The 19,433-nt window shown below is 65.7% G+C and carries 21 protein-coding genes; 11 read left to right on the forward strand and 10 right to left on the reverse strand.

Annotated elements, in window-relative coordinates:
* Positions 1-21: 21 nt before the first annotated feature.
* Positions 22-1,623 carry a winged helix-turn-helix domain-containing tetratricopeptide repeat protein gene (locus BRO63_RS26945; protein ID WP_088142713.1) on the reverse strand — a complete coding sequence of 534 codons (1,602 nt, stop codon included), beginning with the start codon at positions 1,621-1,623 and terminating at the stop codon, positions 22-24.
* A 179-nt stretch (positions 1,624-1,802) separates the two neighbouring features.
* Here BRO63_RS26945 and BRO63_RS26950 point away from each other — a divergent pair, with 179 nt between their 5' ends.
* The gene (locus tag BRO63_RS26950) at positions 1,803-2,552 is read left to right on the forward strand and encodes an SDR family oxidoreductase (RefSeq protein ID WP_088142714.1); all 750 of its coding nucleotides are present in this window, start codon (positions 1,803-1,805) and stop codon (positions 2,550-2,552) included.
* Between the two features lie 92 nt (positions 2,553-2,644).
* Complete coding sequence (locus BRO63_RS26955) at positions 2,645-3,565, forward strand: LysR family transcriptional regulator (protein ID WP_088142715.1); 921 nt, start codon at positions 2,645-2,647, stop codon at positions 3,563-3,565.
* Here the strand turns inward: BRO63_RS26955 and BRO63_RS26960 are convergent.
* The 3 genes from BRO63_RS26960 to BRO63_RS26965 are packed head-to-tail and all read right to left on the reverse strand — an operon-like array spanning position 3,552 to position 5,900.
* Positions 3,552-5,264, reverse strand: a complete 1,713-nt coding sequence (locus BRO63_RS26960) for a cytochrome c biogenesis protein DipZ (RefSeq protein WP_088142716.1) — start codon at positions 5,262-5,264, stop codon at positions 3,552-3,554. The genes BRO63_RS26955 and BRO63_RS26960 overlap by 14 nt on opposite strands.
* 39 nt (positions 5,265-5,303) lie before the next feature.
* The gene (locus tag BRO63_RS34585) at positions 5,304-5,435 is read right to left on the reverse strand and encodes a hypothetical protein (protein ID WP_256942935.1); all 132 of its coding nucleotides are present in this window, start codon (positions 5,433-5,435) and stop codon (positions 5,304-5,306) included.
* Between the two features lie 12 nt (positions 5,436-5,447).
* Positions 5,448-5,900 carry an Ohr family peroxiredoxin gene (locus BRO63_RS26965; RefSeq protein WP_088142717.1) on the reverse strand — a complete coding sequence of 151 codons (453 nt, stop codon included), beginning with the start codon at positions 5,898-5,900 and terminating at the stop codon, positions 5,448-5,450.
* Between the two features lie 187 nt (positions 5,901-6,087).
* Here BRO63_RS26965 and BRO63_RS26970 point away from each other — a divergent pair, with 187 nt between their 5' ends.
* The 4 genes from BRO63_RS26970 (at position 6,088) to BRO63_RS26985 (ending at position 9,330) form a co-directional block, all read left to right on the forward strand.
* Positions 6,088-6,552 carry a MarR family winged helix-turn-helix transcriptional regulator gene (locus BRO63_RS26970; RefSeq protein WP_088142718.1) on the forward strand — a complete coding sequence of 155 codons (465 nt, stop codon included), beginning with the start codon at positions 6,088-6,090 and terminating at the stop codon, positions 6,550-6,552.
* A 6-nt stretch (positions 6,553-6,558) separates the two neighbouring features.
* Positions 6,559-7,467 carry a LysR family transcriptional regulator gene (locus BRO63_RS26975; RefSeq protein WP_088142719.1) on the forward strand — a complete coding sequence of 303 codons (909 nt, stop codon included), beginning with the start codon at positions 6,559-6,561 and terminating at the stop codon, positions 7,465-7,467.
* A 92-nt stretch (positions 7,468-7,559) separates the two neighbouring features.
* Positions 7,560-8,228, forward strand: a complete 669-nt coding sequence (locus BRO63_RS26980; RefSeq protein ID WP_088142803.1) for a DsbA family oxidoreductase — start codon at positions 7,560-7,562, stop codon at positions 8,226-8,228.
* 88 nt (positions 8,229-8,316) lie between these two features.
* Positions 8,317-9,330 carry a cyclase family protein gene (locus BRO63_RS26985; protein WP_088142720.1) on the forward strand — a complete coding sequence of 338 codons (1,014 nt, stop codon included), beginning with the start codon at positions 8,317-8,319 and terminating at the stop codon, positions 9,328-9,330.
* A gap of 1 nt (position 9,331) precedes the next feature.
* Here the strand turns inward: BRO63_RS26985 and BRO63_RS26990 are convergent, their stop codons facing one another.
* From BRO63_RS26990 to BRO63_RS27000, 3 genes are all read right to left on the reverse strand, one after another.
* Positions 9,332-9,943: a TetR/AcrR family transcriptional regulator gene (locus BRO63_RS26990; RefSeq protein WP_088142721.1), complete on the reverse strand. Its 612-nt coding sequence runs from the start codon at positions 9,941-9,943 to the stop codon at positions 9,332-9,334.
* On the reverse strand, positions 9,940-10,563 hold the full coding sequence (locus tag BRO63_RS26995) for an NAD(P)H-dependent oxidoreductase (protein WP_088142722.1): 624 nt from the start codon (positions 10,561-10,563) through the stop codon (positions 9,940-9,942). Before BRO63_RS26995 ends, BRO63_RS26990 begins: the two co-directional genes overlap by 4 nt.
* Before the next feature lie 128 nt (positions 10,564-10,691).
* Complete coding sequence (locus tag BRO63_RS27000; protein ID WP_088142723.1) at positions 10,692-11,399, reverse strand: GntR family transcriptional regulator; 708 nt, start codon at positions 11,397-11,399, stop codon at positions 10,692-10,694.
* A 114-nt stretch (positions 11,400-11,513) separates the two neighbouring features.
* Between BRO63_RS27000 and BRO63_RS27005 the strand changes: the two genes are divergently transcribed.
* From BRO63_RS27005 to BRO63_RS27020, 4 genes are all read left to right on the forward strand, one after another.
* Positions 11,514-12,368: a fumarylacetoacetate hydrolase family protein gene (locus tag BRO63_RS27005; RefSeq protein WP_088142724.1), complete on the forward strand. Its 855-nt coding sequence runs from the start codon at positions 11,514-11,516 to the stop codon at positions 12,366-12,368.
* A gap of 115 nt (positions 12,369-12,483) precedes the next feature.
* The gene (locus tag BRO63_RS27010) at positions 12,484-13,470 is read left to right on the forward strand and encodes a Bug family tripartite tricarboxylate transporter substrate binding protein (protein ID WP_256942934.1); all 987 of its coding nucleotides are present in this window, start codon (positions 12,484-12,486) and stop codon (positions 13,468-13,470) included.
* A 69-nt stretch (positions 13,471-13,539) separates the two neighbouring features.
* The gene (locus BRO63_RS27015; RefSeq protein WP_088142726.1) at positions 13,540-14,526 is read left to right on the forward strand and encodes a Bug family tripartite tricarboxylate transporter substrate binding protein; all 987 of its coding nucleotides are present in this window, start codon (positions 13,540-13,542) and stop codon (positions 14,524-14,526) included.
* Between the two features lie 47 nt (positions 14,527-14,573).
* The gene (locus tag BRO63_RS27020) at positions 14,574-15,512 is read left to right on the forward strand and encodes a VOC family protein (RefSeq protein ID WP_088142727.1); all 939 of its coding nucleotides are present in this window, start codon (positions 14,574-14,576) and stop codon (positions 15,510-15,512) included.
* A 12-nt stretch (positions 15,513-15,524) separates the two neighbouring features.
* On the opposite strand, the gene BRO63_RS27025 is transcribed toward BRO63_RS27020, so the two are convergent.
* Positions 15,525-16,295, reverse strand: coding sequence for an alpha/beta fold hydrolase (locus BRO63_RS27025; protein ID WP_088142728.1), 771 nt, complete (start codon positions 16,293-16,295; stop codon positions 15,525-15,527).
* Positions 16,296-16,442: 147 nt separating this feature from the next.
* On the opposite strand from BRO63_RS27025, the gene BRO63_RS27030 reads away from it, so the two are divergent.
* Positions 16,443-17,222 carry an AraC family transcriptional regulator gene (locus tag BRO63_RS27030; RefSeq protein ID WP_088142804.1) on the forward strand — a complete coding sequence of 260 codons (780 nt, stop codon included), beginning with the start codon at positions 16,443-16,445 and terminating at the stop codon, positions 17,220-17,222.
* Between the two features lie 52 nt (positions 17,223-17,274).
* On the opposite strand, the gene BRO63_RS27035 is transcribed toward BRO63_RS27030, so the two are convergent.
* Both BRO63_RS27035 and BRO63_RS27040 read right to left on the reverse strand, forming a co-directional pair.
* Positions 17,275-18,426 (reverse strand): acyl-CoA dehydrogenase family protein, encoded by a 1,152-nt coding sequence (locus tag BRO63_RS27035; RefSeq protein WP_088142729.1) that lies wholly within the window; start codon positions 18,424-18,426, stop codon positions 17,275-17,277.
* A gap of 4 nt (positions 18,427-18,430) precedes the next feature.
* The gene (locus BRO63_RS27040) at positions 18,431-19,402 is read right to left on the reverse strand and encodes a Bug family tripartite tricarboxylate transporter substrate binding protein (RefSeq protein WP_088142730.1); all 972 of its coding nucleotides are present in this window, start codon (positions 19,400-19,402) and stop codon (positions 18,431-18,433) included.
* Positions 19,403-19,433 lie beyond the last annotated feature (31 nt).

Genomic DNA, 19,433 nt, shown 5'->3' on the forward strand with positions numbered 1-19,433 from the left:
GGTCGGGGCGGGCGCCCGCCGCTACTGCGGCAGGCCCGCCGCGCGCAGGCCTTCCGTCAACGTCGCCAGATGCTGCGGCGCGCAGATGGGCACCCATTCCGCAAGCGTGGAAAGACGCAGGCTGGGATTGAGCTGGCGCAGGTTCTGCAGCCCGCGTTGCGCGTCCGTCGTCCGTCCGGCCAACGCGTGGCTGGCCGCACCGATCGCAACCGCCATCTGGAAGCTCGGCAGGTTCTGGTAGGCCTTCTCCGCCCATGACGCCGCTGCGTCGAAGTCCTTCAGGAAGAGATGCGCGGTGGCCATGCCTGCTTGCATGCGGTACAGCTCCGGGTCACGGGGACTGAGCCGCATTGCATGCTTCAAGAATTCCACGGCGTCCTCGAGTTCTCCCCGCCAAAGTCTGAGAAACGCACCCAGGAACCATGCCGCGGCCAGATTCGGATTGAGCCCGAGCGCCTTGTCGAGCAGCGCGATGGCGCCTGAGGTGTCCCCGCCCAACTGGCCCAGCGCGTGGCCGCCCCGAGTCAGCGCAACCGCGTCGTCCGACCCCAGATCGACGGCCTTGCGACCCAGGCGTATACCCTCCGCGGTCTCCTTCCCGACGTCCGTCATCCAGTTGTTGACCCTGCGCCAGCAGTGGCACCATGCCGCCATGGCATACGCCGACGCGTAATCCGGATCGGTCGCGATAGCGGTATGGAAGAGTTGCAGCGCCTGGTCTACGGATTCGCGGGTGCCCTGGTGCAGCTTGGTCATGCCGCGCAGGTAGTAGTCGTAGGCATCCAGGTTGCCGGTAGGCTTGCGCTGGGCGCGGTCGATCTCGGCCCGCTCCAGCTGGGGCGCGATGGCGCCCACTACGCTCTCGGTGATCTGGTCCTGCAATTCGAAGATGTCTCCCAGCACGCCTTCGAAGCGGCCTGCCCAATGCAGTATTCCCGTTGTCGCGTCGATCAGTTGCGCCGAGGTGCGCACGCGGTTTGCCGACTTGCGCCAGCTGCCTTCCAGCACATAGCGCACGCCCAGTTCGCGGCCCACCTGTTTGGCGTCCACGCTGTGGCCCTTGTAGGCGAAGCTCGAGTTCCTGGCGACGACGAAAAGCCAGCGGTATTGGGACAAGGCCGAGATGATGTCCTCGATCACGCCATCCGACAGATAGTCTTGTTCCGGGTCGCCGCTGAGATTGACGAACGGCAGCACGGCGATGGAGGGCTTGGCGAGAACCGCCGGCGCGGAAGCTTCCGCAGGCGCGGCGTGCATTACCGATGGACTCGCGGAGGCAGATGCCGTCGTAAGGCTTGCGGTCTGCGGCGCTTGTGCGCTTGTCACTGTGGCGACGAAGCGGAAGCCCTTGCGGGCGACGGTTCGAATCACGCGCTGTTGTTGCCCGTCGTCGCCCACTGCCTTGCGCACCGCGTTGATGTGGGTGGCCAAGGTCGACTCCGACACGATCCGGCCCTGCCAAACGGCGTTGACCAGGTCGTCGCGGCTGACGACGCGGTCGCGGTGCTCCATCAGATACGCGAGCACGTCGAAAACCTTGGGCGCCGTGGCAACGGCGCTGGACGCGCGCAGCAGTTCCCGCCGGTCCAGGTCCAGCACGCAGTTGTCAAAAGAGAATTGCATTCCGTACTCCTTGTGCCGTTCTTGTGCGCCTGGCCTCAGGGCGGTCGGCTGGACGAATGCGCAAGCCAAATCCAAGGGAAAAACAAGGCGGCCGCAAAGCCTTCCGCCCGGGTGCCAAGCATACTGCAAGCACCCGGTCGAGATACGCGGCGGGACGGCAATCAAGCAAGGAGCGGAACATGAAAATCGTGGTTATCGGCGGTACCGGCCTGATCGGGTCGAATGTGGTCCAGCGGCTGCGCGCTAACGGTCATGAAACCATCGCGGCATCGCCCAGGACGGGCGTGGACACCTTGACCGGCGCGGGATTGGCCGAGGCCCTGGTCGGGGCGCAAGCAGTGCTGGACGTGTCCAATTCCCCGTCGTTCGAGGATCAGGCGGTCATGGCGTTCTTCGAGACCGCGGGGCGCAATCTGTTGGCGGCGGCAACCCGGGCTGGCGTGGAGCATTACCTGGCGCTATCCGTGGTCGGCGCCGAGCGATTGCCGGACAGCGGCTACATGCGCGCCAAGGTGGCCCAGGAAAAGCTGATCCGGGAGTCGAAAATTCCCTACACCATTCTGCGCGCAACCCAGTTCTTCCAGTTCGTCGAGGGCATCGTGAGCGCGGGCGCGCAAGGCGGCATGGTCCGGCTATCTCCCGCCCTGATCCAGCCCATCGCGGCCGACGATGTCTCGGCGGTGCTGGCCGACTTGGTCGTCGCGACCCCGGTGAACGGTATGGTCGAGGTGGGAGGGCCGGACCGCTTTCCTCTCGACGAGCTGGGGCGCAAGTTCCTGGCCGCGCGCGGCGACGCCCGCACCGTGGTCGCCGACGTGCACGCGCGCTACTACGGCAGCGAGTTGGACGACCGTTCGCTGGTCGCAGGCGCCCACGCGCACATCGGACCGACGCGCTTCCATAATTGGCTTATCCGGCCTGCAGCGTGACAGCGGGCGCAAATAGCTGCGGCATAAGGCAAGCGGGATCGGCCAAGGGAAGCGCGTCGGGGTGTTCGAATCAGGAGCTGCCGAGGACGCTCATGGAAAATCGCGGAATATCCCTGCAGGACATTCTCATCTTCGTGGAAGTGGTCAAGCACGGCGGATTCACATCCGCCGCTGCGATGCTGGACATGCCCGTTTCCACGGTGTCGAGGCGGCTGTCGATATTGGAAAGCCAGCTTGGCGCTCAGCTATTGGTACGCACGACGCGCAAGGTGTCCACCACGACGGCCGGCGTCCGCTATTTCGAGGAATGCGTCGGCCACGTCGAGGCCGCGCTCAATGCGCACGAGGTAATTCAATCGTATGTCGGCCGGCCCGAAGGAACGCTGCGCGTGTCCATTCCTTCCAGCCTCACGGCGTTGCTGCCGGCCCTGGTTGCGGCCATGCGCCGGGACTATCCGAAGGTCAGGCTCGACATCGTGGTGGGGGGAGGGGAGACGGGCCACAATCCGACGCCTTTTGAACTGTTGATCCGAGGCGGTCCTCAGCGTGATTCCTTGCTCATCCAGCGTCCGGTGCTGGAGCTCAGGCGCGTCCTGATCGCGTCGCGCGCCTACCTGAACGGCGCTGGGCGACCGAGGGTCCCGGCGGATTTGCATAACCATGAATTGCTTGCCGTCGCGACCGAGACAGACTGGGAATTACGCCGAAACAGCGAGACTTGCCGCATTCCGGTTTCCTCGACGGTGGTGACCGAGAGCGCCTTGCTAAACGTGCAGTTGGCGATGGCCGGCGGGGGCATCGCGTGGATGCCTTGCGACTTGCTGCTGGACCATGGCGCCACGCGGCGCACGCTGGAGCGCGTGCTGCCGGAGTGGGAGCTGCCTCCCACGACTCTGTATGCGCTCTCTCAGACGCGCGTGGTCTCCGCGCGCGCCCAGGCATTCCTGGACACGTTCAAAGAGTTGCTGCCGGTCATTCCAAAGCAGCCCCAGATCGCCATCAGCCGAAAGTAAAGGCATAGGCTTGCGCGCCCGGCTCCAGGAACTCGATCTGGAAGACCCGGTCCCGGTCCGGCGACTGTTGCCGCACCAGCTGATAGAGCTTGTGCCCATCGATGACCCCCTCTCCCTGCTCATCGATGTCGGCTCCGTGGTCGGCCAGCGGCGGCTGGCCGTCCAGCGTGACGCGGAATCGCACCGGCCGGCCGCCCGCCGCAGTCCCCAGCACCATGTGCAGGTCGCGCGCGTGAAAGCGTTGGATGACGCGGCCGTTGGCGCCTGTGGCCACCGCAAGTTCCGGCTCCAGCCGCCATGATCCGGCCAGCGTCCATTGGTTGGCGCCCAGTCCGGTTGCGGGGACGTAGTCCGCGTCCCGGTCCTGCCTGATCCGGGTCCCGCCCGGCGCGTAGCTCGTGGCCTTGCCGTAGCCCAGGTAGCTTTCGCCCGAACGCAGCGTCGACCATTGCGGGGGCGCCTCCACGCCGCGCGCCGCAGGCCGGGCGATAGCGGGGTCGGGCAGCGTCTGGCCCGCTTCCGCAAGCAGGCGCTGGATCATGCGCTCGGTCTGCTCGTAATCGTGCTCGCCCGCGACCGTGTACCGCACGCGGCCCTGGCCATCGAGCAGATAGAAGGCGGGCCAGGACTGATTGCGGAACGCGCGCCAAATCCGGAAGCCGTTGTCCAGGGCGACGGGGTACTGGATGCCCTGATCCGCGACTGCCCGGCGCACATTGGAGGCGCTCTTCTCGAAAGCGAATTCGGGCGAGTGCACGCCTATCACTTCCAGTCCGGCAACCTTGTACTTGTCGTGCCAGGCCTTCAGATAGGGGAGCGTGCGCAGGCAGTTGATGCAGGAATAGGTCCAGAAGTCGACCAGCACGACCTTGCCATCAAGATCGGCGGCGCCCAACGGTTCCGAATTCAGCCAGTCGTTGGCATCCTGCAGCGATGCCAGCGGACCGTTCGCGGCTGCGGACGTCTTGGCCGGATTACTCGGGCGTACCTGTTCGACCAATTGTTGCTCCAGCCGCGCGGCGCCCGAAGCGGAGGCGCTGGAGAGGAGCGCCGGGTTCCATCCGAGCGCGGACACGGCAACCGCGGCCATGACCGCGGCGCCGGCCACCCTGCGCAGGCCCTGGGCCGCAGGCAGGAAGCGGCGCAACGCCGCGGCCATGCCGCGTCCGAGCCAGAGCGCCGCGGCCAGCGCCACTGCTGCGCCGCAGGCGAATGACAGTAGCAGCAAGGAAGTCTGGATGTTCGCGCCGTTGAGCGCCGCGCTGGTGAGCAGCAATCCCAGGACGGGGCCGGCGCACGGCGCCCACAGCAGGCCGGTGCCCAAGCCCAGCCCGATGGACAGCAGCCCGGCCGTGCGCGGCGAGCCGGGAGCCGCGCCGGCCAGGCGGTTGCCCAGGGCAACCAGCGGCCGGCTCATCCGGTCGCCCACGGCGGGCAGCAGCAGCGCGAGTCCGAAAAGCGCCAGCAGTCCCATCGCGGCGTAGCGCGCGCCCTCGTTGAGCGTTACGACCCAGGCTCCGCCGAAGGCCGCCAGGCTGGCGACCGCCGCGAAAGCAATGGCCATGCTCGCGAGCATCGGCAAGGCATGGGTGCGGAATGAACCTGATCCGCGTGCGAAAACGAAGGGCAGGATGGGCAGGATGCAGGGGCTCACGATGGTGAGCACGCCGCCAAGAAAGGCCACAAGAATGATCAGCATGGGTATGCACCGCTATGCAAGGGAAAGAGGGCGCGAGAGTCAGGGCTCTCGCTTTTGCCGGCGCGCGCCGCTGTCGTTGCGCGCCGTGATGGTCTGGCAGCTCAGCGGGTTGCGCAGCTCGTGCGCCAGCCCGCCGGCAAAAAGGATGAGCACGAGCAGGAGCTTGCGCACGTCGGTTCCCCTTCAGGCCGCATGGACGTTCAGGGTCACGTCGATGTTGCCGCGCGTGGCCTTCGAGTAAGGGCAGATCTCGTCGGCCGCATGGGCGATCTGTTCGGCCAGCGCCTGGTCCAGTCCGGGCAGGAACACGTTGAAGCGGGCTTGGAGCAGGTAGGCGTTGCCGGACATGCCCAGATCCACTTCCACGTCCACCGCGCGATCGTTCGGCAGTTGCACCTTCATCTGTTTGGCGATGACGTCCAGCGCGCTGGTGTAGCAGGCGGACCAGGCGCCGGCGAAAAGCTGTTCGGCGGTCGGATGCGGCTGGATGTCCTCGAACGCCTGGACCAGCCCCGGGTCGTTGGGGGTCGAAAGGCGGATATCGAGCCGCTCTTCGCCGCCCTGGGAGGCGTAGTTGCGGGAGAGGGTCGTATGGGTCTTGCCGGTCAAGAGGACTTTCTGGATTCGGGCGGGCATGGTGTGCTCCTTGAAGGGTGGAATTTAAATCGCATTCGATTAAATCGAATACGATTGAAGCGCATGGTAAGGAGCGCGCATGCCGGCGTCAATAGCTCGCGGGCGGAAAATCGTATCAAATCGTTTGCGACTGCATCGCATGCGATGTAAAGTGGCGCCATCAGGCAGACCAGATATTGAGGTAACGATGAAGCCCAAGACCCCAAACGATCCGTCCCAGAGAAAGCTGGCGGAATTCCTCTGCTTCGCGGTTTATTCAACCAACCTGGCGTTCGGCCGCGTGTACCGCCCCATCCTCGACGCGCTCGGACTCACCTACACGCAGTACGTGACCATGATTGCCCTCTTCGAAGAGGACGATCAGACGGTCAGCAGCCTGGGCGAGAAGCTCTTTCTCGAGTCCAACACCCTTACGCCGATCCTCAAGAAGCTAGAGGGCATGGGCTATCTGGAACGCGTGCGCGACTCGGTGGATGAGCGGCTGGTGCGGGTGCGCGTGACCGACGAAGGGCGGCGCTTGCGCGAGAAGACCGCCAGCATCAACCTGAGCGATGCTTGCGGGCTTACGGGCGATCAGTTCGCATCGTTGAGGGAGCAGGTGGTCGCGCTGCGCGACAACCTGGTCGAGGCGGCCCGGCCGAACGGCGGTTAAGCGCAGGTGGATACCTTCAACTACATGCGCGCCTTCCGGCGCATCGTGGAACTCGGCAGCCTGGCCAAGGCGGCGGAGGACCTGGATATGTCGTCCGCCGGCCTCAGCAAGCAGCTGCGCGCCCTGGAGGCCCACCTGGGCGCGGTGCTGATCCAGCGCACCACGCGCAAGATGAGCCTGACCGACACGGGCGCGGCCTACTACGCCGAATGCTGCCGGCTGCTCGACGAACTGGACGCCCTGGAAAAATCGGTCAAGCGCGAATCCCGCCTGGTGTCGGGAAGGCTGCGCGTGAACGCGCCGGTCTCATTCGCCCTGAGCGTGCTGTCGCCGCTGCTGGCGCGCTTTGTGCGCCAGTATCCCGAACTGCGGCTGGACCTGGCGATGGAAGACCGGATGGTCGATGCGGTAGGGCAAGGGTTTGACGTGTCGATACGGCTGCGCGCGCAGCTCGACGATTCTTCACTGATTGCGCGCCGGCTGGCGTCGCTGACGCAGGTGCTGTGCGCGGCGCCTTCCTACCTCGACAGCCGCGGCCGTCCGGAAAGCGTCGACGCGCTGCGGGGGCATGACATCCTCAGCTATACCTTGGCCGAAAGCCCTGGCGCCGTTGCGCACGAGGATGCCGGCCAGCAGGCGGATCCGCTGGCCGGACCCGCGCTGGTGCAGGTCAACAACAGCCTGATGCTGCGGGACCTGCTGGAAGAGGGGCTGGGCATAGGCGCCTTGCCGTCGTTCCTGGCCGCGCCCGCCATCGCCAGCGGCAGGCTCGCGCGCGTGCTGCCGCAGCTGCCAGCGCCACCGCGCCACGTCTACGCGGTCTATCCGACCAGCCGCCACCTGCAGCCCAAGGTCAAGGCCTTCGTGGATTTCATGGCGGAACATCTGCCGGCGGCCATGCGCGGCGATTGTTGACGCGCAGCTAATAAAGTCCTGCCGGCGGACACCTTACTCCCGTGCCGGCCCGTCATTAATCTGGCGTCCATTGAAACGAGATGGACGCCATCATGACTTCTGTACCCGATCACGCACCCGCCGCGCCGTTCACCGTGGATTTCTTCCATGACGTGGTTTGCGGCTGGTGCTATGTCATGTCTCCCCGCCTGCGCCAGGTGGCTGCCGAGCTGGGCATTGCCGTGCGCCAGCGCAGCTTCGTGCTGCAGGAATCGCCTGAACAGATGTGCCAGGTGTTCGGCTCGATGCCGCGCGCCAAGCAGGTGATCCTGGGCCATTGGGAAGCCTGCGCCCGCCATGAGGACCAGCCGCGCATCGACGTCGAGGGCATGCGCGCCGAATCATTCGACTATCCCAGCGGGATGGCCGGAGCGCTGGCTTGCCAGGCCGCGCATCTGCTGGCCGGCGACGCGGGCCATTGGGATATGTTCGACGCGATACAGCATGCCCATTTGAGCGAGCACCGCAACGTCGGCGATCGCGCCGTGCTGTTGGATATCGCCGCCGGGCTGGGCCATGACCGGAGCGAATTCGCCGCTCTCATGCAGGGCGAAGAGGCCTTGCAGCGCGTGCAGGCCGACCGTGCCGCCGCCGCGCGGCTGGCCATCGACTCCATTCCCACGCTGATCGCCGGGCCGCACCGTGCGCGTCTGCGCACCATGTCCACGGCCGATCTGCGGGACAGCCTGCTGGCGCTGATGCCGGCGCCGGCTGGGGCTTGACCGCCGTGCATCGGCGGCGCCCGCCACGCTTTTCCTTCTTTCCAATTTTTCCGTCCGCAAGACGGAAGCCATACGCACAAGGTGCATCATGACTATCCGCTACACCCAAAAATTGCTCGGCCTGGCGCTGGGCGCAGCTCTCAGCTTCAATGCGCTCGCGCACGGCGCGCCGGCCCAGGCGCCTGCTTCCGGACAGGAGGTGGGCGTGAGCCCCTGGGGCCCCGACGATGAGATCGGCCGCCTCAACCTGATCACGCCCGAATCGCGCGCCGCGGTCATGTCGCGGGTGGCCGGCGGCAAGGTCTACGACCTGGCCACGGAATACTACGTGGGCATGCCCAGCTGGCAGGACGCGGGCGATCCCCACTACCAGTTCTGGATGACGCACACGCCGCGCGGCACCGAGGTCGACGACCCCATGGGCGTGGGCAAGGATATGAACGCCATGCGCAGCTACACCGGCACGGCGTTCTCGATGTACAGCCACACCGGCACGCACATCGACGCGCTCAACCATTTCGGCATCCACGGCAAGATCTGGAACGGCTTCCGTGCCGATGAGCATCTGGGCGACCGCGGCTGGAAACGCACGGGCATCGAGAAATTCCCGCCCTTGGTGGCGCGCGGGGTCTTGATCGACGTCGCCGCGCTCAAGGGCGTGGACATGCTGCCTGACCAGTACCGCATTACCCGGCAGGATCTGAAAGCGGCGCTGGCGCGCCAGAAGACCGAACTGCGCGAGGGCGATATCGTCCTGATCCGCACCGGCCGCATGAAGCTGTACAACGATCCGGCGGCCTACATGGCCAAGCCGCCGGGCATGGGCCTGGACGCGGCGCGTTATCTGGTCGAGGAGGGCGGCGCCATGATCCTGGGGGCGGACAACCTCAGTTTCGAGACCTTCCCGTCGGAGGTGTCCGACGACTATGTGCCGCTGCACACCTATCTGCTGGCGCAAAAGGGCGTGCCCATCATCGAGCTGGCGGCGCTGGACGAACTGTCGCGCGACCAGGTCTATGAATTCGCCTTCATCGGCGGGCCGTTGAAGATCCGCGGCGGTGACGCGGCGCCGCTGCGTCCGGTGGCGATGCCGCTGCGCTGAATTACTTGCTGCGCTTGACCATCGCCAAGATGGTATCCATCAGCTCGTCGCGGGCCTGATCCACGCTGATGTCCTGGGCCACGGCCGCGTGCGCCAGGCCATCAGCCGCGCCCAGCATCGCCCACATGCCGGCCGGCGCAATGCCCGCGGGCCCGGCATAGGGCGCAAGTATGGCCTGGCATTTCTTGATGAAGGCCAGCTGGTACTGATGCTTGACCGCAGCCAGTTCCGGCGAGCCGCCCAGCGCGGCCAGCAAGCCGGGAATCTCGCGTCCCTGGGTCATGACGCATTCGACATAGCCCGCCGCGATGACCAGGGCTTTTTCCTTCAAGACCGGCTTGCTGGCGGCGATCGCGGCGTCGATGAGCGCGGTCTGGCGGACGTCGAAGTCCTGGTACAGCGCCACCAGCAGGCCGTTGCGCGTGCCGAAGTGGTCGTAGGCCACGGGTTTGGTGATGCCGGCCTCCGCGGCCAGCCGTCCCAGCGTCAGGGCGTCCGTGCCTTCGTCGCTGATCAGCTTCCAGGCGACGTCCAGCAGTTGGCGCTGGCGTTCGTCGCGCGACAGGCGGCGCTGCGGGATGGTTTTGGCGGGGTTTGGCATCTTGGCGGTCATGATGGTTGGGCTTCCTCCTCGCGGATTACAGCACGCGAGGAGAAAATCTTCTGGCCTATGGTCCGGGCGGCGTCGAGATGCGCGGCGGGAAAGCCCGCGTCGGAGGGCAGCAGCAATTCCGAGGTGACGACGTTGGCGCCGCAGTAGCCGAAGATGCCGTGGTCGATTTGCGTCTTCATGGCGCCGAAATAGCCGTGCCGCGCATAGGTGCGCTGGTTGGCGCCGCCTAGCGCGACCAGATGCACGTCCAGGTGCTGCAGCTTCTTGACCAGCTTGCCGTCGGCGTCTTCGTAGGCCCAGCCTTGCGTGAACACGCGGTCGATCCAGCCCTTGAGCAGGCCCGGGAAGGACCACCAGTACACCGGGTAGACCAGCACCAGCGCATCCGCGCGTTCAAGCCGCGCATGTTCCGCGGCGACTTCCGGGAGCGGTTCTCCCTTGCCCATGGCCAGCGCGGTGTCTGGCTGGGTGAACCTCGGGTCGAAGCCTTCCGCGGCCAGGTCGGCGACTTCAAACGTGTGTCCGCCGTCGGCAGCGGAAATGCCTTGCGCGACCTGTCGCGCCACCGCGTGGGTCAGCGACGCAGGATCGGGATGTGCAACAACGATTAGCGCGTGCATGGCGTCTACACTCCATCAAAATTATTAACCTACCGATAGTAACTTACTTTTGGTAGGTTGTGATTTTGACGTGCGCATCGGGGCTGCTCACTGGGAGATCGGCGGCCCGGCGCAAGGCGGGGCGCTTGCTAATGGCTGGGAATTTGCGCCAGCACCAGCTGCGTGGTCTGGCGCAGGTGCTGGGCCAGCAGTTCGGCGGCGGTATCAGCGTCGCGGGCGAGCGCGGCTTCCAGCAGCTTGCGGTGTTCGTCGGCGACGTTGCGTTCCTTGCCCTTTTTCGAGGCGGGGGCGCCTTTGGTTCCGGAATTCAGCTGCACCGACAGGTAGCGGTAACGCGCAGTTTGGTCGCGCAGCAACTCGGCAATGGCGATGAGCGACTTTGAATCGCTGCCGCTGATCAACGCCGAATGGAAAGCGGAATGCGCTTGTTCCCATTCCGCCGACAGCCCGGAGCCGTCAGCAGCGTGCAGCGGCAGGCGGCTCAGGCGGTAGTGCGCGCCGGCCAGCCGCTCTTCCCAGTCCAGGCTGCCGCGCGCGATGGCGCGGCGCAGCGCTTCGCATTCGATATGGATGCGGGTTTCGGTGATGTCCAGCAGTTCTTCCGCCGACACGTCGGCCACGCGGAAACCGCGCTGGTCTTCCGCGACCACGAATCCGCTGGTGGCCAGGCGCGAAAGCGCCTCCCGCAGCGGGATCGCCCCGCTGTCGTAGCGTTCGCAGAGATCCTTGATGCGCAGGCGCGCCCCGGGCGGCAGGCTGCCCGTGATGATGTCTGCGCGGATGTCATTGGCCAGGGCCGATGCCGCGGTCCGGAATGGGGTGGAAACGGAAGTCATGCGAAACGATAAGGTTTTTATCTATGAAGCTCAAGTTATCCAGGGAAAACCAGAATATATATATTTTTATGGATTACATATTCTTCGTTCAACCCTCACCCATCAGGAGATCACGTGAAACTGGCCACCCTACAAATCGACGGCGCGCCGCGCGCAGCCGCCCTCGTGCAAGGCCGCCTGGCGCTGCTGTCCGCGCCCGGCGTCGACCTGGGCACGCTGCTGCGCCAGGGCAAGACGCTGGCCGACCTGGAGCGTCTGGCCGCCGCGGCCACGCAGTTCATCGATCCGGCCACCGCGACCTTTCTGTCGCCGTCGATCGAACCTCCCAAGATCCTGTGCGTCGGCCTGAACTACGCCGACCACACCAAGGAAAGCCCGTACGACCAGCCCGATTACCCGACGCTGTTCCTGCGCGTGTCGACCAGCCTGGGCGCGCATGACGCCGTGGTGGAGCGTCCGGCCATCAGCGATACGCTGGACTACGAGGGCGAAATGGTCGTGGTGCTGGGCAAGGGCGGGCGCAGGATCGCCAAGGAACAGGCGCTGGACCACGTGTTCGGCTACGCCGTGGGCAATGAGATCTCGGTGCGCGAATACCAGTTCAAGTCGCCGCAGTGGACCGTGGGCAAGAACTTCGACGGCACGGGCACCTGGGGGCCCTATGTGGTCACGGCCGACGAGCTGCCGGCAGGCGGCAGCGGGCTGCGGATCGAGACCCGCCTCAATGGCGAGACCATGCAGTCGTCCAATACCCGCGACATGCTGTTCGACGTGGCCACCGTGATCTCGACCGTCAGCGAGGCCATCACCTTGCAGGCCGGGGACATCATTTTCTCCGGCACGCCCGCGGGCGTGGGCTTCGGCCGCACGCCCAAGCTCTACATGAAGGACGGCGATACGGTCGAGGTGGACATCGAACGCATCGGCACGCTGCGCAATCGCATCCGCGACGAGGCGCCGTCCGCCTAGGTCTTTCATCACGCATTCAGCGGCCCCGGCGCCATCCGCGCGCCGGGGCGCACGGCCACGATTACCTCTTGGAATTCCAGACATGCGAATCGCAACTGCTTTTGTGAAGTCATCCGTGAGCAACCCCGCCCGGCGCCGTTGGGCCAGACTGTTGTTGGCCGCGGGCCTGGCGTCCGGCCTGGGGGTGGCCAGCGCGGCGGATTGGCCGACGAGGCCGGTGAAGATCGTGGTGCCGTTTGCCGCCGGAGGAACCACCGACCTGATCGCGCGGCTGATCGCGACGCCCATGTCGCAGGAGCTGGGGCAGCCGGTGGTGGTCGAGAATCGCCCGGGCGTGGGCGGGCTGCTGGGCGCGGATGCCGTCGCCAAGGCGGCGCCCGACGGCTATACCGTGCTGATGGCCAACATCTCCTATCCGCTGGCCGCGCTGGTGGCGCAGGGCGCCAAGCGCCTCAACTTCGATCCCTTGGCCGACCTGCGCAGCGTGAGCGTGGTGGCCAACGTGCCGCTGGTCATCACGTCCACGCCTTCGGTGCCGGCCCGCAATCTGAAGGAATTCGCGGATCTGCTCAAAAAGAATCCTTCCACCCATTACGCCTACGGCTCCACGGGACCCGGTTCGTACATCCATGTGTTCGGCATGTGGTTCCAGGAACAGACGGGCGCATCCATGACGCATGTGCCTTTCAAAGGCGCGGCGCCCTTGAAGGGCGAAATGCTGGCGGGACGCATCCAGATGGGCGGCGACCAGTTGTCTTCGTCGCTGAGCGACATCCGGGCCGGCTCCTTGACCGCGCTGGCGGTCACCTCGCCGCAACGCTCGCCGTCCCTGCCGGACACGCCCACCGCCAGCGAATTGGGTTTCACCGGCATCGATACCGAGGGATGGAACGGCCTGCTCGCGCCGGCGCAGACGCCCGACGCCGTCGTGGCGCGCATCGGCCAGGCCGTGTCCAAGGCCGTTCAGCAGCCCGCCATCCGCCAGCGCCTTGCCGAGCTGGGCGCAGAAGCCAGCGGCTCCAGTCCCGAGCAGATGAGCGCGTTGCTGAAAAGCCAGTTCGCCCAGTTCGGCCCCATGGTGTCGCGCCTTCAGCTTGAGTGAGGCCGTGGCGGGGATCCCTGATCCCCGGCGGCTTCGGCTTTCCAACGAGTCCAACCAGAAAGGCCAGCAATGAAAGCACTGCGTAGCGGCGTGGCCGCGAGTCTGCAGTTCCTGATCGGCATCCTGGCGTGCGCGAACGCGCAAGCCCAGGCCGACGCGCCGCCCGTCTCCATCGTCGTTCCGCAGCCGGTGGGCAATCCCACGGACGGCGTCGCACGCAAGCTGCAGCCGCTGCTGCAGGCCGCGCTGGGCAGGACCATCATCGTCGAGAACCAACCCGGGGCGGGGGGCTCCATCGGCACGCAACGGGTGCTGAACGCGCCGGCGGACGGGCGCATGCTGTTGATCGCCTCGCAGACCGAACCCATCCTGACTCCGGCCACGATGCAGCACGTGAAGTACCGGGCGGAGAACCTGCGCGCGGTGGCGGTGGTGGCGCGGCTGCCTTACATCCTGACGGGCGGCAACGCGCTTGCCGCCAAGAACCTGGGCGAACTGACCCAGCTGGCGCAGGCCCAGGGGGACAAGGGACTGAACTTCGGACATATCGGTCCGGGATCGATGATCCATCTATTGGGCGAACAATGGGCGCGGCAAAGCCAGTTCAAGCTCAACCACGTCGTCTACCGAGGCGTTCCGCCCGTCACGCAGGACCTGATGGGCGGACAGATAGAACTGAGCTTCCTGCCGCTGGGCGGATCGACGCTGGACCTGATCGAGTCCGGCCGCATACGGGCCTACGCCACGACGGGCGCCACGCCCAGTTCCAAACTGCCGCAGGTGCCGCCCCTGTCCGCGTCCAGTGAAAAGCTGCGCGACTTCGTGTACGGCACGTGGATCGCCTTCCTGGTGCCGGCCAAGACGCCGGACGCGACCGTTGCCAGCCTGAACCGCGCGATCGTCCAGGCCATGGAAGACGCCGCGTTTCGCGAGTATGTTGTTTCCACCGGCATGGAGCTGGTGGCGCAGAACACGGTGGCGGACATGCGGGACTTCTACCAGACGGAGACGGCGCTGTACCAGGGCCTGGCGCAGAAGGTCGCCGTCGAGCAGTGAGAGCAGGGCAGCCTGCCAGAACCAGAACAAGATTCTTGGAGACAGACATGCAATCGAATACGCAGACAGCGCCGCTCGCCGTGCACTCGGTGGACGAGTTCGTGTTCAGCGTTCCCGATCTCGAAGAGGCCAGGCGCTTTTATTCGAGCTTCGGCCTGGACGTGCGGGATGAGGACGGCTGCCTGGCCTTGTACACCCATGATCATCCGCATCGCTGGGCGCGCATCTTGCAGGGGGCGCGCAAGCGCCTGCTGTGGGTAAGCATGGGGATCCACGCGGACGACCTGGAACGGTTCGCCGTGCATCTGGACCGCCTGGGTATCGCCCGCCGCGACGCGCCTCGGGGCGCCGACCCCGCAGGGCTCTGGATTGAGGCGCCCGACGGGCTGGCTCTGCAATTGCGGATTGCAGCCAAGTCTTCACCGTCGGCCCCCGCGCCGCAAGAGCCGCCCCAGGCCAGCAGCGGCGCCGGCCGCGCGCCCGCGCGCAGCCAGGTGCGGCAGGTGCGGCCGCTGTACCTGTCGCACATCCTGCTGTTCAGCGCCGACGTGGTTCGGGCCACGCGGTTCTACGTCGATGCGCTTGGCCTGCGCGTGTCGGATACCTCGGGCGATGCCATCGCCTTTATCCACAGTCCGCACGGCAGCGACCACCACCTGATCGCGCTGGCCAAGTCGCATGGACTGGGCCTGCATCACAGCAGTTGGTGCGTGCCGTCCATCGATGCGGTGGGGCAAGGCATGGAGCAGATGGGCGCGGCGGGGTATGCGGACGGTTGGGGCGTGGGACGGCACGTGCTGGGTTCGAACTACTTCCGCTATGTGCGCGATCCCTGGGGCAGCTACGCCGAGTATTCCTACGATATCGACTTCATCGCCGAAGGGCAGAAGTGGCCGTCGGGGGATTATCCGCCGGAGGATTCGCTGTATGTGTGGGGCCCGGCGTTGCCGCCGGACTTCATCACCAATCATGAACGGAGCGCCTGAGCAGGCTTCGGATCAAGAGCTCATCTTGACTGTATCGAGCAGGAAGGACTCTATGGCGGCGACCAGCGCGAGCGGCGTCTCGTTCATTGGGTAGTGGCCCGCGTTTTTCAGCACCTCGACGGTTGCGAGCGGATAGTGACGCAGGTAGGTGTCAGCCATCAGCCCGGCGTTGAATGTGGGGTCGTGCTCACCCACGAGCACCTTCACAGGATGCTGTCCAGAGATGTCTGCGCGGAAATCCGTATCGGCCCAAGCGTGGAAGTAGGCCGCGAAAGCCTCTGTGGAGGAGTGTGATGCCGAGTAGGCCGCCTTCCATTCGACCCAGGATGCGGGGACCCTGCCGCCAGTGCTTCTGTCTATGATCGCCCTGCGGCTATCGATGTTCTTGCCTGCATCCTGGAATAGACGCCGAGTTTCCGGGGCGTATCGTATGCCGCCGCAGGGAACCGGGGCGATGGCAACCAATGCGCATACTCGGCTGGGCGCGCGGATGGCGATGCGCTCCATCGCCATGCCGCCCATCGAGTGGCCGATCAGGCTGAAGGTTTGGAAGCCCAACGTGTCGGCAAGCGCCAACGCGTCGGAGGCGATTTCGTCCATGGTGTATGTGCCGCGCGCTGACAGCCTGTTTCCGTAGCCGCGATAGTCCATGAACACGTAACTGAAATCTTTCCCGGATAGCCACGGTTCCATGGGCTCGAACGAGCGGGCATCTCCGAACCAGCCATGAAGGACCAGGACAGCGCGAGGGCCAGTTCCCACGCGGTGGAACGTATTGGTCATATCGATTCCTATGTGAATCAAGGTGTTGGGGGGGGCATGTCCGGCCTGGCTGGACATGTACGCATCGCCCCCTGCTTGCGGACTATCGTAGAGTCGGCTGCGCTGGCCCGCCGCCTGTTCCGGGTCAAAGAATATAGAATTTGGGCCATGCGAAACACCTTGGTCGACCCCTACGAGGACATTCCGAGAAACGTGGTCGCGACCGCGAATGAGTTCGCGGCCGGTTCTACGTTTCCGGTGCACGCGCATCGGCGCGGCCAGTTCGCGTTCGCCGCCCGTGGCGCGATCAGCGTAGCCACGTCCGCGGGGCGCTGGCTGGTACCGCCGCAGCGAGCATGCTGGATCCCCGCCGGTATCGCGCATGAAATGACCATGAGCGGACAGGTGACGATGCTCAATGTTTTCCTCTCCATGAACGATGTGAATGCCGGACAGATGCCGGACTATTGCAGCGTTTATGGTGTTTCGGTTCTGCTCAGGCAATTGCTCGAGGAGTCGGTTGATTTGCCCGCCATGTACGACGTCGAGGGGCGCGCCGGAATGCTGATGGACCTGCTCGTTGCCGAAATCGCGTCGATGCCGCAGCTGTCGCTGCATGCGCCATTGCCGAGCGATCCCCGCCTTGCCCGGGTGTGCCGAAAGCTGTTTGATGCGCCATCGACGGCAATAGGGTTGGATGTGATGGCAGCTGATGCCGGAATGAGCCGGCGATCTTTCACCCGGAACTTTCGCGTGCAGACGGGCGTCAGCTTTGGGCAGTGGCGACAGCAGGTTTGCTTGCTGGCGGCCATCGAGCGCTTGAGCAGAGGGCAGCCGGTGACCCGGGTTGCGTTGGATCTGGGCTACGAAAGCGCCAGCGCGTTCGTCGCCGCATTCCGTAGGGTGCTGGGCACGACTCCGAGCCAGTACCTCGAGGTTCGCCGCTAGGCGCGAGATGATGGCCGGGTTGGCGACCGGCCGTCAGTCTCGCTTGCACAGCCTAGGCTATCGCGTTCATCCCCAGGATTTCCCGCCCCGCGATCAGCGTCTGGATCTCCGTCGTGCCTTCGGGAATCATGCCGCCGCGCGTATCGCGGAAGATGCGCTCGATCGGATACTCCTCCGAATAGCCCAGCCCGCCATGCACTTGCAGCGCCATGTTGGCCACTTCGTGGGCGGCCTCGGTGGCGTAGAGCTTGGCGATGGAGCAGGCTTGGCGCACGTCCTTGCCCGCTTCCAGCGCGTGGGCCGCGCGCATGCCCAGGGCGCGCGCCGCTTCGACGCGGACCGTCATGTCGACGATGTGCTTCTGCACCAGCTGGAAGCTGCCGATGGGGCGGCCGAACTGCTCGCGCTGCTTGGCATAGTCGATGGACATGTCCAAGGCCGCCTGCGCGGCGCCGACGGCGCCCATGGCGATGTTCAGGCGCGCGGCGTCCAGGCCCTTGAGCGTGCCGGCGAGCGCCGCGCCTTCCACGCCGACCAGGTTTTCCCTTGGGATGCGCACGTCGGCAAAGCCCAGTTCGGCCGTGCCGGTGCAGCGCAGGACCATGGTGTCGAGCTTGCGCACGTCGTAGTTGGCCAGGGCGCGTTCGACGATGAAGGTCGACAACTTGCCCTCGCAGGTGGGGCTGTAGGTGCGCGCGACCACCATGGCGAAGTCCGCGTCGCAGCCGTTGGTGATCCACAGCTTGCGGCCGTTCAGCACCCACTCGTCGCCGACCAGGTCGGCCCGCGTCTGGATGCCGGCGATGTTGGAACCGGTGTTCGGCTCCGTCAGGCCGGTGCAGGCCTTGAGGCGGCCGGCCATGAGCGGCTTGAGGTACTGCTCTTTCTGCGCCGGCGAACCGTGGGCGGCCAGGCGCTTGATGGAGCCGTTGGTGATGTTGACGATGGTGCGCAGCGATAGCCAGTGGTAGCCCAGCTCTTCCATCATCATGGCCCAGGTGGGCATGTCGATGCCGTGCCCGCCCTGGTCTTCCGGCAGGTTGCCGCCCAGGTAGCCGAGTTCCGCCAGCTTGGGCATCAGTTCAAACGGAAAGGTCCGCGACTTTTCGTGCTGCGCGACGATGGGCGCCACTTCCGCCAGCATGAAGCGGCGGATGCTGTGCTGCAGTTCCTGCTGCTCGGGCGTCAGGTCGATGTTGCTCATGCGTTCACTCCAGCTTCAGGTTGGCGCGTTCCACCAGGTCGCGGGTGGCCTCGCGGTGCTCCGCCCAGAATTTGGCGAACGCCTCGGGCGAACTGCTGACCAGCGGGGTGGCGATGCGTTCGAAGCGTTCCTGCACGATGGGCATGGCGGCGGTCTCTTCCAGCGCCCGGGCCAGCTTGTCGATGATGGGCTTGGGGGTGCCGGCGGGGACGACCACGGCCTGCCAGGTGGTGACCTTGAAGCCCGGAACGCCGGATTCGGCGATGGTGGGCAGGTCCGGCAGATCCTTGACGCGGGTGGCGCCGCTGACCGCCAGGGGGCGCAGCATGCCGTCCTTGATGTAGGGCAGGGAACTGGAACGGCTGTCGATCATGAAGGTCAGCCGTCCGGCGATCAGGTCCTGCAGCGCGGGCGCGCTGCCCTTGTACGGCACGTGCGTGAGCTTGGTGTCCAAGGCCAGCGCGAGCGAGGACGCCGCGGTGTGCGCCGAACTGCCGTAGCCCGGCGATCCGTAGGTGATCGTCGCCTGCTTGTCCGCCTTGATCGCCTTGATCAGGTCCGCCATGGTCTGGTAGGGCGAATCCTTGGGCACCACTACCACCAGCGGCGAATCGGTCAGTTGCGCGACGGGCGCGAAGGCCTGGGCCGGGTCGATCTTCAGGTCCTTGTACAGGTACTGGTTGACGGCGATGGTGGCCGCGTTGGTCCAGAGGATGGTGTAGCCGTCGGCGGGCGCGCTGGCTGCGGCCAGCAGCGAGAGATTGCCGTTTGCGCCGGGCTTGTATTCCGGGATGACGGGCTGACCGAGCTTCTTGCTCAGCTCGTCCTGCATCATCTTGAACGCGATGTCGGAAGGTCCCCCCGGCGCAAATCCGATCACCGCGCGTATCGGCTTGTCCGGCCATTCCGCGGCCGAGGCCGCCGCCGCGAAGCCCGCGGCCAGCAGGGCTGCCGCCACCATCTTGCTGAACTTCATTCCTGTCTCCTGTTTTTCTGGGTTGAGCGCG

The sequence above is a fragment of the Achromobacter xylosoxidans genome (assembly GCF_002192695.1).
GTDB lineage: Bacteria > Pseudomonadota > Gammaproteobacteria > Burkholderiales > Burkholderiaceae_B > Achromobacter > Achromobacter xylosoxidans_C.